Here is a 14,316-nt window from a genome sequence, read left to right as displayed (position 1 = left end):
GCTCGGTGTTCCGCACCTTCCAGGGCTGGACCGCGCTCTCCGACATGGACCACGACCAAGGCGTCCTGCACACCGTCCCGATTCCCGGTGCGATGGCCTACCTGATGCTGCGCCCGCTGCTCGACGACGTCCCGGACGACGACATGTGCGGCGTGACCGTCAACCAGGTCTTCCCGGTCGACCCGAAGCACCACGAGCTGCTGATCGAAGCCCTGAGCGGCATCCCGGACGTCAGGGCCGGCGACTCCGTCTGGTGGCACTGCGACATGATCCACAGCGTCGCACCGGTCGAGGACCAGCAGGGCTGGGGCAACGTCATGTACATCCCGGCCGCGCCCTGGTGCGCTCGCAACGAGCGCTACAGCAAGGAGATCGAGCACGCCCGCGCGACCGGCGAGAGCCCGAGCGACTTCCCCGCAGAGCACTACGAACGCGACTGGTCACGCGCCTAGCAGCACGCGGAACACCGCGCCTTCCCCAGGCGCGGTGTCCAGCTCGACCCGCCACCCGTGCGCCGCCACCAGGGCCGCCACGATCGCCAGCCCCAGCCCGGTTCCGCCCGGCCCACGAGCGGAATCCGCGCGGTAGAAGCGTTCGAACACCCTCGACGCCTGCTCAGCCGGCATCCCCGGCCCGTGGTCGGCCACTTCGATCGCTGCGGCCGAAAGCCGAACCTCGATCGGCGACCCGGCGGGAGTGTGCGTCAAAGCGTTGTCCAGCAAGTTCGTCAGCACCTGCCGGATCCGCGCCTCGTCACCCTGCACCACCACAGGACCGGACAACGTCAGCGACACCGTGCGTTCAGGATCCCGGACCCGCGCCTCGTGCACCGCATCCGTCACGAGCACCACCAGGTCCACATCGGACAACACCAGCGGCTGCGCGGAATCCAGCCGGGCCAGCGCGAGCAGATCCTCGACCAGCACCCCCATCCGCGCAGCCTGGTCCTCGATCCGCTTCAACACCTCGGCGGCATCCGTGGCCGCCCCTTGCCGGTAGAGCTCGGCATACCCCCGAATCGACGTCAACGGCGTCCGCAACTCGTGCGACGCATCAGCGACGAACTGCCGCATCCGGTTCTCCGACGACACCCGCACCGCGAACGCGGCCTCGATCTGCCCCAGCATCGTGTTCAACGCCGAAGCCAGCCGCCCGACCTCGCTTCCAGGCCGCCGCACCGGCACCCGCCGCGACAGATCACCGGCCGCGATCTCCCCGGCGACCTGCTCCACTTCCTCCAACGCCCGCGTGGACGACCGGACCAGCACGTACCCGGCCATCCCGACCAGGATCAACGCCCCGAGGCTGATCAGCAGGAACGCCACCCGCAGGTCGTCGACCGCCTTGTCGACCTCGCCCTGGTCCGTCGACACGACCAGCTCGGCGCCGTCGAGCTGCCGCATCACCAGCCGATGCGAGCCGACCGTGACGTGCTCACCAGCCGTCAGCTCCCCATACGCGGGCAGCCCCTCGAACGGCGTCCCGGACAACACCTCGTCCGGCGAGCGCAGGACGAGGTTCTCCCGCCCCGGAAACGAACGGCCGGCCGCCGCCGCGCGGTCCAGCCGGGCGTCGAGCTGGTGCAGGAGGTAGTTCTCCATCACCTTCGAACCGACGAGCCACGTGCCGAACAGGCCCGCGGCCACCAGGGCGACGAGCACGACCACCAGCCGCACGCGCAACGTCATGGTCGAAGCATGTAGCCAAGACCGCGCACGGTGTGGATCAGCCGCGGCGCGTCCGAATCCACTTTCCGTCGCAGGTACGAGATGTACGACTCGACCACCCCGACATCGCCGTCGAAGTCGTGCGACCACACCTGATCCAGGATCTGCGCCTTCGACAGCACCCGCCCTGAGTTCCGCATCAGGTAGTGCAGCAAGCGGAACTCGGTGGGCGACAGCTCCACGATCCGCGACCCGCGTCGCACGATGTGGCTCTCCACGTCCAGCGACAGATCCCCGCAGGTCAGCTGCTCGCCCTCGTGCCCTGGCCGGGTGCGGCGCAACACCGCGGTCACCCGCGCGATGACCTCCTCCAGGCTGAACGGCTTGGTGATGTACCCGTCTCCGCCCACAGTCAGCCCGGTGATCCGGTCGTCCGAACTGTCCCGCGCGGTCAGGTAGAGCACCGGCACCTGCAAGCCGCCCGAACGCAGCCGCCGCACCACCTCGAACCCGTCCCGATCAGGCAGCATCACGTCGAGCAGCACCAGATCGGGCGACTCGGCCCGCGCAGCCTGAAGGGCCTCGCCGCCGGTCGCCGCGCTGGACACGGTGAACCCGGCGAACCGCAGCGACGCGCACAGCAGTTCGCGGATGCTGGGTTCGTCCTCGACGACGAGCAACCGGCCACGTTCCACGCGAGAATCCTGCATCACCCGGTCGCTGGCCGCTGCGTGATGGTCTGCCCGGTCACCGTGCCGTCCGACCCGGCCTGACCCTGCACCACGACCTGCTGCCCGGCCTTGAGATCGGTCAGCTTGCCGTCGGACGTGATCTGCACCTTCGTGGAGTCCGAAGTGGACACCTTCACGACCTGGCCGTTCTGCGTCTTCACGTACACCGTGGTGCCGTCGATGTGGTCGATCGTGCCCGCGGTGCCACGCCCGAAGTTGCCGCCGTTGGGCCGGTTCTGACCAGATGGCGGCGTCGAACCGTCACCGCGTCCGGGGAACTGGCGCCCGGCCGCGTTCTGGCGTGCGGGGGTCTGCGTGGAGCCGAAGGACTTCTGCACGAACACCCCGCCGACGAACGCGACGATGGCCAGCACCGCGACACCCAGGATCATCGTCGTCTTGCCGATGCCGGACTTGCGCTCCTTCAGCTCGGCCGAGATGTCGTTCTCGAGCGGCTGGTCGAGTGGGTTGGTCACAGGAACTCCTTATTCGTGCCTGAGGGCTTCGATGGGGCGGAGCTTCGCCGCGCGGGACGCGGGGTAGCTGCCGAAGAACAGGCCGATCAACGCCGACACCGCGAACGCCAGCAGCACCGACGACGGCACGAGCACGGGTTTGATCCCGGCGATGGTGAACTGGCTGCCGATCAGCCCCGCGGCCACGCCCAGAGCGCCACCGAACAGGCTCAGCAGCGTCGCCTCGATCAGGAACTGCCCGAGGATCGACGACCGGGGCGCGCCGACGGCCTTGCGGATGCCGATCTCGCGGATCCGCTCGGTGACCGTGACCAGCATGATGTTCGTGATGCCGATTCCACCCACCAGCAACGAGATCGCGGCCACCGACGCCAGCAACACGGTGAACGTCTCCGTCGTCGCGGTCCGGGCGGTGAGCAGCTGATCCTGCGACAGGATCCGGTAGTCGGCGGTCTGGCTGATCTTGTGCCGGCCGTTCAGGATCGTCGTCACCTGCGCCTGCGCGTTCGGCAACGCGTCGGCGCTTCGAGCCTGCACCACGATCTGGGTGAGGCCGCCGTAGCCGGTCAACGCGTTCTGCGTCGTCGTCAGCGGCGCCACGGCCATGTCGTCGGCGTCCTGCAACCCGCTCGATCCCTTGGCCGCCAGCACTCCGATGACGGTGAACGGGATGTTGTTGACCAGCATCGACTTCCCGATCGGATCAGTGCCGGGGAAGAGCTGCGTCGCGACGGTCGCGCCGATCACCACGACCTTGCGCGCCTGCTGGATGTCGTTGTCGGAGAACAGGTTCCCCTGTGCGACAGCACTGTTCGTCGTCTCGAAGTAGTGCGGATCCGAGCCGATGAACTGGCTGATCGCGTAGCTCGTCGTGCCATAACCGGCCGTCGCCTGAGCACTGACGACGGGGGAGGCGTACTTGACGTCGGGGGAGTCTGCACTGACCAGCGCCGCCGCATCCGCCGTGGTCAGCGGCTTGACCGGGCTGCCGGGCTGGGACCGCTGCGGGCTGATCGTCAGGATGTTCGTGCCGAGCCCGGCGATGCTCTGCTGCACCGCGCTGGACGCCCCGTTGCCGACCGCGATCAGCAGGATCACCGACGCGACACCGATCAGGATGCCCAGCGTCGTGAGCCCCGACCGCATCTTGTTCGCGGTCAGGCCGCGAACCGCGAACGCGGCGATCTCGAAGAGTCTCACACCAGCACCCCCGCGACCCCGTCTGAATGAACACGGCCGTCGACCACGCGGACCGTGCGCATCGCGTGTGCTGCGACCTCGTCCTCGTGCGTGATCAACACGACCGTCCGGCCACTCGCGTGGAGCCGGTCCAAGATCCCCATGACCTCCCGGCTGGAGTCGGTGTCTAGGTTTCCGGTCGGCTCGTCGGCGAGCACGATCGCGGGCGACGTCACCAACGCCCGTGCGATCGCCACGCGTTGTTGTTGGCCACCAGACAGTTCGTTGGGCCGGTGATGCGTGCGGTCCTTGAGACCAACGAGATCGAGCGCCGCCAGCGCACGTTCCCGGCGTTGGGCACGCCGAACTCCCGCGTACACCAGCGGGAGCTCGACGTTCGCGAGTGCCGTGGTGCGCGGCACCAGGTTGAAGGACTGGAAGACGAACCCGATCTTCCTGTTCCGCAGCAACGACAGCTGCTCCTCGTCGAAGTCACCCGTGTCGATGCCGTCGAGCAGGTACTTGCCGGACGTCGGCACGTCGAGACACCCGAGGATGTTGAGCAGCGTCGACTTGCCGGACCCGGACGCGCCCATGATCGCGATGTACTCGCCCTTCTCGACCGTGAGATCGAGGCCTCGCAACGCGTGCACGGCCGTGTCGCCCGCGCCGTAGGTCTTGCGGAGGTCTCTGACCTCGATCACCGGGCTCATCGACCGGTCCCGGTGAAGCCGCCGCCGTTGCGGTTGCCGGTGCCGGTCCCGGGGAACTGGCCACCCTGCTGCTGGCCCGTGCGGTTCTGGTTGGTCGAGGTGGTGACCGGTGGCAGCACGACTTCCTCACCCGCGGTCAGCCCGGACTTGATCTCCACGTACTGGTCACCGCGCACACCGATCTCGACGGTCTTGCGGGTCTCCGCGCCGTTCTCCACGACCTGGACCGAGCTGGCGCCGTTGACCGTCTGCACGGCCGCTGCCGGCACGGCGAGGACGTTGGTGGCCCCGGCGACGGTGATCTCGACGCTCGCCGACTGACCGGGCCGCAGCCCCTCCGGCGGAGAGGTCAGCGCGAGCGTGACGCCGTACTGGACGACGTTGTTCGACGTGGTGGGCGTGAGGTCGACCTGGGCGACCTTGGCCTGGATCGGCTGCGCCTGCATCGCGTTGACCGTGACGGTCGCTGCCTGGTCGCCCTTGAGCTTGCTGACGTCGGACTCCGACACGTTGGCGTGCAGCACGAGGTTCTTGAGGTCCGTCACCACGACGAACCCGGACTGCGTCGTGGTCGTGCTCGTCGTCGAACTGGAGTTGCTGGACGCGTTGCTGCTCGCTCCGACCTTCTGCCCGACCGAGCCGGTGATCGATGTGATCGTGCCGTCGCCGGGTGCGGTCAGCGTCGTCGACGCGAGCGTGTCCTGAGCCTGCTTGAGCGCGAGCTGCGCCTGCCGGTACGCCGTGAGCAGCGCGGTCGTGCCGGTGCCCTTCGCGAGGGCCGCGTCGACGTTGCCCTGCGCGATGTCCACCTGCAGCTGAGCCTGCGTCGGGTCCAGCTTGGCGAGCGTCTGGCCCTTGGTGACCGTGTCGCCGACCTTGACGTCGACCTCGGTGACCGTCCCGGCCGCGCCGAACGACGCGGCGGCGCTGAAGCTGCTCTGCACCGTCCCCGACGCCGTGACCACCTCGCTGACGTCGCGGTTCGCCGCTGCGGCCGTGCGCGCGGCGGTGGGCTGAGCACTGCCGGAGGAACCGAAGAACACCAGGTAGCCGGCCACACCGGCGCCGAGGAGCACCACCACCAGCAGTCCGTTGATCAACAAGGATCTGCGACGTCGAGTCATGGGCACGGATCGTCGTCTGCCAAGCTGTAGACCGGCTGCGAGATTCCTGGCAGTTTCCTGATGATCGCCCAGGCTTTGTTTTCACCCGAATGAGCGGCTGGGTTGCTCGAAGAGCAAGATTTAGCGTCGTTGGCATGGCCACGATCACTCCCTCCACTGCTTACAGCAGGGACCTCGGCGACGAACTACGCCGTCTGCGTGAAACCTGCACGGGCTTGAACGGCAACGCGATGGCGCTGCGGCTCGGCTGGGATCCGAGCAAGGTGTCGACGATCGAGCGCGGCAAGTTCCGTCCGAGCGAGATCGACCTCGTCCAGTACCTGACGATGTGCGGCAAGGACATCGACTTCTTCAACGACTTCAAGAGGCGCTACCGAAACGCGTTCGAGGAGTACATCGTCCAGATCCCCGACAACCTGCGCACTGTCGCGATGGCCGAGTCCACGGCCAAATCGATCATGGCTTACGACGGGCAGACCGTGCCGGGTCTCTTCCAGACACCGGAGTACGCGCAGGGCGTGTACCGGACTGCCGGGTTGGTGACTGAGGAGCGAATCCCGGCGCTCGTGGAGTTCCGGACGCAACGCCAGGCGATCTTGCGGCGAGCAATGCGGCCGACTTGCTTGTTCTACGTCCATGAGCACGCGTTGCGAACGAAGGTCGGCGACGAGCAGGTCATGGCTGGCCAGTACGCCCGGTTGCTGACGAAAGCGTTCATGATCCGGATCATCCCTGCTGACACGGCCGTGATCGCGTCGAGCTGCACGCTGTGGGAATACGAGAAGCAGATGTCGGTGGCGTTCGTCGAGACCGACCTGGCGAACGTCTTCGTGCAGGATCCGGGCGCCATCGTGCGTACCCGCCTGCTGTTCGACCGCTTGGCCAACCTCGCATTGGATGCGGGACAATCGCGGCGGGTGCTGGCGGAGTACGCCGGCCAACCGCGAGAGGACTTCGATGACGCAGGAACGTGCATGGCGTAAGAGCAGCTACAGCGGTGGAGCAGAGGACGGGAACTGCGTCGAGGTGTCACTGGGCCACGACGCACTCGTCCGCGACTCGAAGAACCCGTCCGGAGCAGTCCTGTCCTTCTCTTCGACCGCTTGGAAGAACTTCCTGGAACTTCGTTGAACCGTTGACCGTCTCAGCTCGTGTTCCCGCCGTTGAACGGGATCATGAGGGGGGACGGGGTCATGGCTGACGAGAAGACGGTGCTGATCGGCCGGTGCGGTCCGACTGTGCTGCTGCCGAAGCAGGGCGCGTCGATCACGCAGCTGCGCCGCACGAAGCCGCTGCGGGTCGACGTGGCGGGCGGCGGCCCGGTCGGTCTCGCCTTCGCCTGCACGCTGAAGTCGTTGCTGGGCGAGCAGGTCAGCCTCCGCGTGCACGACCGCCGCTGGATGCGCCAGGGCAACCGCGTGGTCTGGCGCGGCGCCGCCGAGGGCAACAACCGCCGCGAGCAGGTCGTGACGTTGCAGAGCAATGTCTGGGCCGCGCTGCCGTTCGCTGTGCAGCACCAGCTCTTCGTGTCCGGCAAGTTCTCCGAGATGTGGCCGTTCGGTCCCGACTCACCGGAGTCCAAGGGCCGCCCGCGCAACATCAAGATCCGCTGGATCGAGGATGCCCTCCTCGACATGGCCCAGGACACCTACGGCATCGAGCTCATCCCTGACGCTTATGTGCGCCCGGACAGCTGGGACGGCCTGCACGTCCTCGCCATCGCCGACGGAGCCCGTTCGGCGACTCGTGACTCGTTGTCCTCCTCCTTCGGCACGCCGAGTCGCGAACTGTTCTCTGTGGACGGTTCCCCGCTCGACGAGCGCGTGCTGGGCATCCGCGTCACCGCCAAGGTCCCGGACGAGCACACCGTTCCGTTGACCGTGGGCCAGAACCGCTTCCTGTTCAACTCTCTGGGTGGCGGCTTCATCAACATGCGCCTGACCGCCGAGGAAGCGTCCGAAATCGTTGCCCTGGGCGAAAACGGCCCTGTCTCGTGCATCGGCAAGTTCGGCTGCACCATGCGTCCTTCGCCTGGCGGCCGCTTCGTCTGCGACCGCCACCGCGCGGTCTTCAAGCCCTCGGTCGACAAGCTTTCCTACCTGTGGCCCCGAATCCTGGACGGCCTGCGCTTCTTCGGCGTGGGCGCCGCGGACGTCGTGGGCATCAACTCGTTCACCCTCGGCATGCAGCAGATGTCGAAGTTCACGGCCCAACTCGCCCCCTCGACGTTCGGCTTCCTGCTGGGCGACGCCGCCAACTCCCTGCACTTCTGGCCTGGCCGTGGCCTGAACACGGGCCTGAAGTCGGCGCTGTCGCTGGCCGTGAACCTGCAGAAGCGCTGGCGCGGCTCAGCTTTCCGCGCCGCCGACTTCGCGCAGCACGAAGGCATCATGCAGCAGCTCCAGTACCGCGAGAAGTCCCGCGCCTGGACCACCATGCTCATGCCCGACTCCGAAGGCATCCCGCGCGGCATCGAAGACCGCATCCGCGAGGGCCTCCAGGGCCCGTTCGACCGTGCCACCCTGGTCCAGACGTTGTTCGAGCGGGTCATCGACATCAAGAAGCGCCTCTCCGACCGCATGGGCTCGCTGGCCACCGACGAGTGGTACTACGGCCGCATCAACGCCCTCGACACCCGCACGCTGAAGGTCATGGTCGAATCCGGCGCCTGGATCACGCGCGAGATCGGCGGCGAGGAAGTCGTCGTCCCCTCCGCCGAGCCCACTCCCGTCGCCGAACCGGCCCGCCGCAGCCTTTCCCTGGTGTCCTGAGGTCAGGCCGGGTTCAGTTGCTGGTCGAGGACGTCGAACCCGCCGTCGAGCCGGATCACCTGGCCGGTCGCCGAGCCGAAGCCGTCCGCGGCGAGCATCGCGACCGCGGCGCCGATGTCCTCGGGCTCGAGGACTCGGCCGTGGACTGACCGCTGCGCGAAGAACGCGCGTCGGTCGTCGTCGAGGAAGCCGGCCGTGGCGTCGGTGTTCACCGGGCCCAGCGCGAGGGTGTTCATGGTGACGCCGTGCTGTCCGGCGGCCGCGGCGACATGCCTGCTGTAGGTGTTCAGCGCCGCCTTGGCGGTGGAGTGCGCGGCGAGCATGCCGACCGTGTCGGCGACCGTGCTGGAGATGTAGACGATCCGGCCGGCACGCTGCTCGCGCATGATCGGCAGGACGCGCTGCGTCAGGTGGTAGGAACCGGCCAGTTCACCGGCCACCTTGCCGAGGAACGCGTCCCACGGCAGCGACGCGAGTGGTTCGAACGGCGGCTGGGCCGTGTTCGCGTTGCACACCAGCACATCCACCCGCCCGTGCTCCGCGCGGACCCGGTCGACCAGCGCCGTCACCTGCGCGTCATCGCACACGTCGGCCTGCTCGGCCTGAGCGGTGCCACCGGCAGCCTCGATGTCGGCGACCACCTGCTTGGCCGCATCGGCGTTGCGGTGGTAGTTCACGATCACGTGGTGTCCGCCGCGCGCCAGGCTGCGCGCGATCGCCGCGCCGATACCGCGGCTCGCTCCGCTGACAAGTGCCACTGTGCTCATCGATCCTCCTTGTGTGCCAACGAGAACCGACGCTAAGACCCGGGCTTACAAAAGGTAAGGGCTTACTTTCTTGTAAGCTCCGTACGTGCGGGAAAATGTTGAGGCCAAGCGGCGTGCGCCTGATCGGCACAGTGATCTGTTCCACAGCGACTGCCTGGGCCGGGTCATCTTCGACGACATCACCAGCCGCTGGGCGCCGCTGATCCTGGTCAAGCTGGCCGAGAGCCCGTTGCGGTTCTACGAGCTGCGTGACCACATCGGCGGGATCAGCGAGAAGGTGCTGTCGGAGAAGCTGCGCCTGCTCACCCGCGACGGACTGGTCGACCGCACGGTCGAGCCGGCGATCCCGCCACGGGTCAGCTACGCGCTCACGGACACGGGCCGCAACGTGGCCAAACCACTGCGCCAACTCATGCGCTGGGTCGCCGACAACGGCGAGACCGTCATGGCCGCGCGAACACGACACGACGACCAGAACTGACCTCCCGGCCGAGGGCATGGGATGGTGAGGTGGTGGACACGACCGAAACCCTGGGCGCCGTCGCACATCCTGGCGGCATGCTGGTGCGCCGACCCGAACTGACCGTGGGTGTCGTGCGCGCGGTGTCACGGCTCTCAGGTCTGGAGATCGAACTGGTGGCCCGTCGTCCACTGGATCGTCGCACCGCCACCGAACGACAGCAGGACATCCGCGGCCAGCGCCCGAGCCGGCCGGCGGTCGCCCCGCGCGTGTTGCTGCCGGAGTACGACGAGGGCATGGACCTGCGTGTCGGCCGGCTCGATCCCGACGGCCGCGCACACTGGGAGTTCGCCACGAGCTATTCGTCGAGCAGCGGCGACCACTACCTCGGCACGTCCGGTCCCAGTTACCGGTCTGTGGTCCGGTTCCCGCCGGCATTCGACGAGATGTCACTCGTGCTCGCGTGGCCGGAGATCGGCTTCCCGGAAACCGTCATCACCATGCCGCTGCCCGACCGAACCACCGTCGAGCGCACCACGACCTCGATCTGGCAGGCGCCACTGGACGTTCGTCCCGTGCCGGAAGGGCTCATCCACCGTGCCGGCGTCCACCACGACGCACCGGCCGCGGAAGCAGGCACGAGCGTCGCGCCACCCCGTGTCCTGCACCGCCTCGATCACCGCGTCGCCGTCGTGCTCAGCCGGCTGACCGCCGCGGACTCGGTGCTGTCCATGGAACTGCTCGCCATCGCCAGGGAGGATGCCGCGGACGCGGTCAACGCCGAGGCGTTCCACGGCCGGCGACGGATGTCAGGCGAGCTGGACGACCCGGCCCACCTCCGAGCGGCGGGTCCTGGCGCGTCCGTGGCCGTGGTCGAAGGAAACGAGGCGTTCTGGATCCGATCGGGTGACGGCTCCTTCTCCGGTGGAGACCAGACCTTCTCCGGCAGTCAGGAGTTCACGCTGTCCCGCCCGCACGACGACCTCCTCGACCTGATCGTGGCCTGGCCTCTCGCCGGACTCCACGACGCACGCGTGCGCATTCCCCTCGACCCGGCCTGAGAACGCGTTCACCGTCGACGGACTGTCGACGAGCCCTGCGACGGTGGCCGCATGAATCGGAGCAGAAGACGGGTTTTGCTGGTGACCGTGGCGATCGCCACGCTGTCGATCGGGACGGCGGTCGCCGTGCAGGCGGCCGGGTCCAAGGCCGGCTCGGGGGCCGGCGGGTGTTTCGACCCCGTGGCCTTCGGTGCCGTGCCGGACGACGGCGCGGACGACCGGGTGCCCATCCAGGCCGCCATCGACGCGGCGAGCACCGCGGGCGGCGGCACGGTGTGCCTGGGCAGCGGGCGCTGGCGGGTGACCCGCGCGCCCGCAGGGTCCTACAACCGGGCTGCGGCGCTGTCCACGCACGGAGCACGGGTGACGTTCAGCGGCACCGGGCCGGGCACGGTGCTCGAACTGGCAGGAGACCAGCAGGCCGGTGCGGTCTCGGTGATGTCGATCGACCCCGGGGCGAGCGACATCACCGTGGAGCGGCTGAGGATCGACACCTCGGCGACGACCAACACCGACGAGCAGACCCACGCGATCGCGATCGGCTCCGGCGTGTGCACGACGGCGAACGGAACCTGCTCGATGCCGGTCACGGACGTCACGGTGCGGGACGTCGTCTTCGCGCATCCGCCGACGCCCGGTGCGCGCAAGGGCGACTGCATCAGGTTGCTCGGCAACACCCCGGCCACGGCGGTCAAGCGCGTGACGATCACGGGCGGGTCGTTCGTCAACTGCGCGCGCTCAGGCATCGGCGTGCAGCGCAACGTGTTCTCCTTGGCGGTACTGGAAAACCACTTCGGCGAGCAGATCGGCGACACCGCTTTCGACGCGGTGGCGAGCGGGGGCGAGTGGGATGACGGCCTGCGGCTGGAGGGCAACTCCTTCGCCGACTCGAAGGTGACGTCCAGCGTCGCGCTGTCGAGCTACCGGCACGCCACGGTCACCGGGAACACCTTCAGCGGCAAGGGACTCGCCCTCTACCGGACCGAGGACGTCGTCGTCACCGGCAACACGTTCGACGTGACGGCGTCGACCGGAGGCGGGGTGATCGACTCGCAGAACGTCGCCACTCGCGACAAGATCACCGGCAACATCATCCGGCGGCACGGCGTGCCCGGCCCGGGCATCCGGATCACCCCGCACAGCGGCGGAATCCCAGCCCAGGTCACGGTAACCGGCAACACGATCGTCGCGGACGGCAACGCGGACGCGATCTACGGCGACTCGGTGCACGAGATCGGCATTCGCGACAACGACATCACGTTCACCGAAGCCGCCCCCGACGGCTCAGGAATCACGCTGCAGGGCATCACCGGCCCGATCGAGGACGCGATGATCACGGGCAACACGGTGACCGGTGCGAGTCCCTACTTCGCGGCGGTCCGGCTCGACTCGCGGCCCGAGCCGTTCCGCGGCGTCACGGTCGCGCTCAACTCGTCCCGCGGCGCCACCCGTTCGTTGCAGTGCTCACAACGGGCACCGGGCGGCTTCCCGCCGTCGATCGTCTCGACCGGCAACCGCTGGAACGTCGCGCCGACCTGCCCGGTCGCCACTCTTCAGCCAGGTCAATGAGAAGCGGTGCCGAGCGTTGTCGACAGACTGTCGATGGATTGCAAACGCTCGGTCCTACCGTCGCCGGCGACGTACTCGACGAAAGGACGCCCGCGATGAAATCGATGACACGAAGACTGGCGGCGATCGGCATGGTCCTGCCGATGCTGCTCGGAATCGGGAGCCAGACCGGTTGGGCCGCACCGGCTGTGGCCAACGGGACCGCGCCGGACGCGCATCTCTCGGCCGCTGCCGTCACCTTCACGACCGGCAACGACAACAAGGACTTCGACACGCTCGTGCGGGCACAGGTGGAGACCCCGGCCGGCCGGGTCGCCAGCGACTTCAGCGACTCCGGCACCGAGTACAAGGACAACAGCGTCCACGGCCCGTTCATGATGCGGACCGACACCGGTGTCACCGCCGCCATGCTGAGCTCCGGCACCGTGCGGATCTCGATCGATCCCAACGGGAACGACACCTGGCACTTCAGCTACGGGATGACCCTGTTCTTCTCGGACGGCACGTCGTTCGTCATGCAGGTCAACAACAAGTCGCTCAACCAGGACAACCGCCAGCTGACCACCCCGTTCACCCTCACCACCCAGGTGGCGGTGCCTGACGTGATCGGCGCGTCCGCGAGCAGCGCTCGCGCGACCCTGCAGGCCGCGGGGCTGACGGCCGTCGTGGGGTCGGCGGTCGACCCGACGTGCAACTTCATCAACGTGGTCAAGAGCGAGAACCCGAGAGCGGGCACCATCGTGAACGTCGGTTCCGCGGTCAGCATCACGATCGGAACGAAACCGCGAATCTGCCCGTGACGGCTGTGCGCGAACTTCTGGAGCGGACGAGGCGTGGTCGCTTCGTCCGCTCCGCGACGCCTCTCAGAGCCTGTTGGTAGATGGTCATGCCGTGGTTGAGCTGGGTTGTCTGGGCCGGCCCCAGCGTGCTGGTGGTGGGTCGCCCGAGAGTTCTCGGGTCAGGCGGCGGGTCAGCCAGCCGAACGTCCTCTCGACGACCCATCTGCGGGGCAGTACCACGAAGCCCTTTATGTCGTCGGTGCGTTTGACAACGGTGAGTGTCAGGCACAGCACGGCTTTGGCCCACGTGACGAGGCGTCCGGCGTAGCCGCCGTCGGCCCAGACCAGGGTGATGGCGGAGAAGTGTTCGCGCAGCAGTGCCAGCAGCCGGTGGGCGCTGTCGCGGTCTTGCATGCCGCCGGAGGTGACGGTCACCATCAACAGGAGTCCGAGGCAGTCAGTGGCAATGTTTCTCTTACGCCCCTTGGTTTCTTCCCCGCGTCATAGCCGGCGCCGTCGGCTGCCACGGTGTCGGCACCGCGCACGGTCTGGGCGTCGATGACCGCTGCGGTAGGCAACTCGGCCCGGCCACACGCGATCCGGATGCGTCCCCGCAACCGGTCGACCAGACGCTGCGGCAGGCCCCGTTCGCTCCACCGTTCGAAGAACGCATACACCGCTTCCCAGGGCGGGAAGTCGACCGGCAACGCCCGCCACTCGATGCCATAGCGGGTCAGATAGCCGATCGCGTCCACCATCGCACGCAGGTCATGCTTCATTGGCGCTCCGGCAGGGCTCTTGCGCAACTCGGCCATGACCGCCCGCGCTTGCGGCTCCAACACCTGCCACTGCTCATCGGTCAGATCAGACGGATACCGACGTGTCCGGTCACGACATGCGCAACCAGACACGCCACAACTCGCCTTCGCGGCCTCGACACGGTAGACAGGCATCCTGGGGCATTTAATGATCAAGTTGGTGGTGAGCCTTTTCCATCCTGATCTTGCTGGTCACAAGAT

17 protein-coding genes are annotated in these 14,316 nt (G+C 67.8%); 8 read left to right on the top strand and 9 right to left on the bottom strand.

Annotation, left to right across the window (positions count from 1 at the left end):
• Positions 1 to 452 (top strand): YbiU family protein (locus tag UK23_RS35120; RefSeq protein ID WP_045316052.1); only part of this gene is annotated, 452 nt, incomplete at its 5' end.
• On the opposite strand, the gene UK23_RS35115 is transcribed toward UK23_RS35120, so the two are convergent.
• Genes UK23_RS35115 through UK23_RS35090 form a run of 6 tightly spaced genes read right to left on the bottom strand, consistent with a single transcriptional unit; the run spans position 441 to position 5,890 of the window.
• Entirely contained in the window at positions 441 to 1,688 is a 1,248-nt protein-coding gene (locus UK23_RS35115; RefSeq protein WP_045316048.1) for a sensor histidine kinase, read from the bottom strand. The genes UK23_RS35120 and UK23_RS35115 overlap by 12 nt on opposite strands.
• Positions 1,685 to 2,377 carry a response regulator transcription factor gene (locus UK23_RS35110; RefSeq protein WP_045316051.1) on the bottom strand — a complete coding sequence of 231 codons (693 nt, stop codon included), beginning with the start codon at positions 2,375 to 2,377 and terminating at the stop codon, positions 1,685 to 1,687. The genes UK23_RS35115 and UK23_RS35110 overlap by 4 nt, the downstream gene beginning before the upstream one ends.
• Positions 2,377 to 2,874, bottom strand: a complete 498-nt coding sequence (locus UK23_RS35105) for a hypothetical protein (RefSeq protein ID WP_052685342.1) — start codon at positions 2,872 to 2,874, stop codon at positions 2,377 to 2,379. Before UK23_RS35105 ends, UK23_RS35110 begins: the two co-directional genes overlap by 1 nt.
• 9 nt (positions 2,875 to 2,883) lie before the next feature.
• Entirely contained in the window at positions 2,884 to 4,074 is a 1,191-nt protein-coding gene (locus UK23_RS35100) for an ABC transporter permease (RefSeq protein WP_045316047.1), read from the bottom strand.
• On the bottom strand, positions 4,071 to 4,766 hold the full coding sequence (locus UK23_RS35095) for an ABC transporter ATP-binding protein (protein ID WP_045316046.1): 696 nt from the start codon (positions 4,764 to 4,766) through the stop codon (positions 4,071 to 4,073). The genes UK23_RS35100 and UK23_RS35095 overlap by 4 nt, the downstream gene beginning before the upstream one ends.
• On the bottom strand, positions 4,763 to 5,890 hold the full coding sequence (locus UK23_RS35090) for an efflux RND transporter periplasmic adaptor subunit (RefSeq protein ID WP_045316045.1): 1,128 nt from the start codon (positions 5,888 to 5,890) through the stop codon (positions 4,763 to 4,765). Before UK23_RS35090 ends, UK23_RS35095 begins: the two co-directional genes overlap by 4 nt.
• 134 nt (positions 5,891 to 6,024) lie before the next feature.
• Between UK23_RS35090 and UK23_RS35085 the strand changes: the two genes are divergently transcribed.
• The 3 genes from UK23_RS35085 (at position 6,025) to UK23_RS49255 (ending at position 8,661) form a co-directional block, all read left to right on the top strand.
• Positions 6,025 to 6,873, top strand: coding sequence for a helix-turn-helix domain-containing protein (locus UK23_RS35085; protein WP_196778024.1), 849 nt, complete (start codon positions 6,025 to 6,027; stop codon positions 6,871 to 6,873).
• On the top strand, positions 6,788 to 7,021 hold the full coding sequence (locus tag UK23_RS50760; protein ID WP_330770471.1) for a DUF397 domain-containing protein: 234 nt from the start codon (positions 6,788 to 6,790) through the stop codon (positions 7,019 to 7,021). Before UK23_RS35085 ends, UK23_RS50760 begins: the two co-directional genes overlap by 86 nt.
• A 62-nt stretch (positions 7,022 to 7,083) precedes the next feature.
• Entirely contained in the window at positions 7,084 to 8,661 is a 1,578-nt protein-coding gene (locus tag UK23_RS49255) for an FHA domain-containing protein (protein ID WP_156213614.1), read from the top strand.
• Positions 8,662 to 8,663: 2 nt separating this feature from the next.
• On the opposite strand, the gene UK23_RS35075 is transcribed toward UK23_RS49255, so the two are convergent.
• Positions 8,664 to 9,428: an SDR family oxidoreductase gene (locus tag UK23_RS35075; protein ID WP_045316043.1), complete on the bottom strand. Its 765-nt coding sequence runs from the start codon at positions 9,426 to 9,428 to the stop codon at positions 8,664 to 8,666.
• Positions 9,429 to 9,513: 85 nt separating this feature from the next.
• Here UK23_RS35075 and UK23_RS35070 point away from each other — a divergent pair, with 85 nt between their 5' ends.
• The 4 genes from UK23_RS35070 to UK23_RS35055 all read left to right on the top strand — a co-directional run bounded on the left by UK23_RS35070 (position 9,514) and on the right by UK23_RS35055 (position 13,318).
• Complete coding sequence (locus UK23_RS35070; RefSeq protein WP_156213613.1) at positions 9,514 to 9,909, top strand: winged helix-turn-helix transcriptional regulator; 396 nt, start codon at positions 9,514 to 9,516, stop codon at positions 9,907 to 9,909.
• Positions 9,910 to 9,941: 32 nt separating this feature from the next.
• Entirely contained in the window at positions 9,942 to 10,949 is a 1,008-nt protein-coding gene (locus UK23_RS35065; protein ID WP_045316042.1) for a hypothetical protein, read from the top strand.
• 51 nt (positions 10,950 to 11,000) lie between these two features.
• On the top strand, positions 11,001 to 12,518 hold the full coding sequence (locus UK23_RS35060) for a right-handed parallel beta-helix repeat-containing protein (RefSeq protein WP_045316041.1): 1,518 nt from the start codon (positions 11,001 to 11,003) through the stop codon (positions 12,516 to 12,518).
• A gap of 104 nt (positions 12,519 to 12,622) precedes the next feature.
• Positions 12,623 to 13,318 carry a PASTA domain-containing protein gene (locus tag UK23_RS35055; protein WP_045316040.1) on the top strand — a complete coding sequence of 232 codons (696 nt, stop codon included), beginning with the start codon at positions 12,623 to 12,625 and terminating at the stop codon, positions 13,316 to 13,318.
• Positions 13,319 to 13,402: 84 nt separating this feature from the next.
• Here UK23_RS35055 and UK23_RS49250 read toward each other — a convergent pair whose 3' ends face one another.
• Together UK23_RS49250 and UK23_RS49245 are read right to left on the bottom strand one after the other, a co-directional pair.
• Entirely contained in the window at positions 13,403 to 13,735 is a 333-nt protein-coding gene (locus tag UK23_RS49250) for an IS5/IS1182 family transposase (protein WP_052685340.1), read from the bottom strand.
• Positions 13,735 to 14,250 carry a transposase gene (locus tag UK23_RS49245; RefSeq protein ID WP_082115222.1) on the bottom strand — a complete coding sequence of 172 codons (516 nt, stop codon included), beginning with the start codon at positions 14,248 to 14,250 and terminating at the stop codon, positions 13,735 to 13,737. Before UK23_RS49245 ends, UK23_RS49250 begins: the two co-directional genes overlap by 1 nt.
• Positions 14,251 to 14,316 lie beyond the last annotated feature (66 nt).

Source organism: Lentzea aerocolonigenes, assembly GCF_000955955.1.
Taxonomy (GTDB): Bacteria; Actinomycetota; Actinomycetes; order Mycobacteriales; family Pseudonocardiaceae; genus Lentzea; species Lentzea aerocolonigenes_A.
This window is presented reverse-complemented; position numbering and strand designations above follow the sequence as displayed.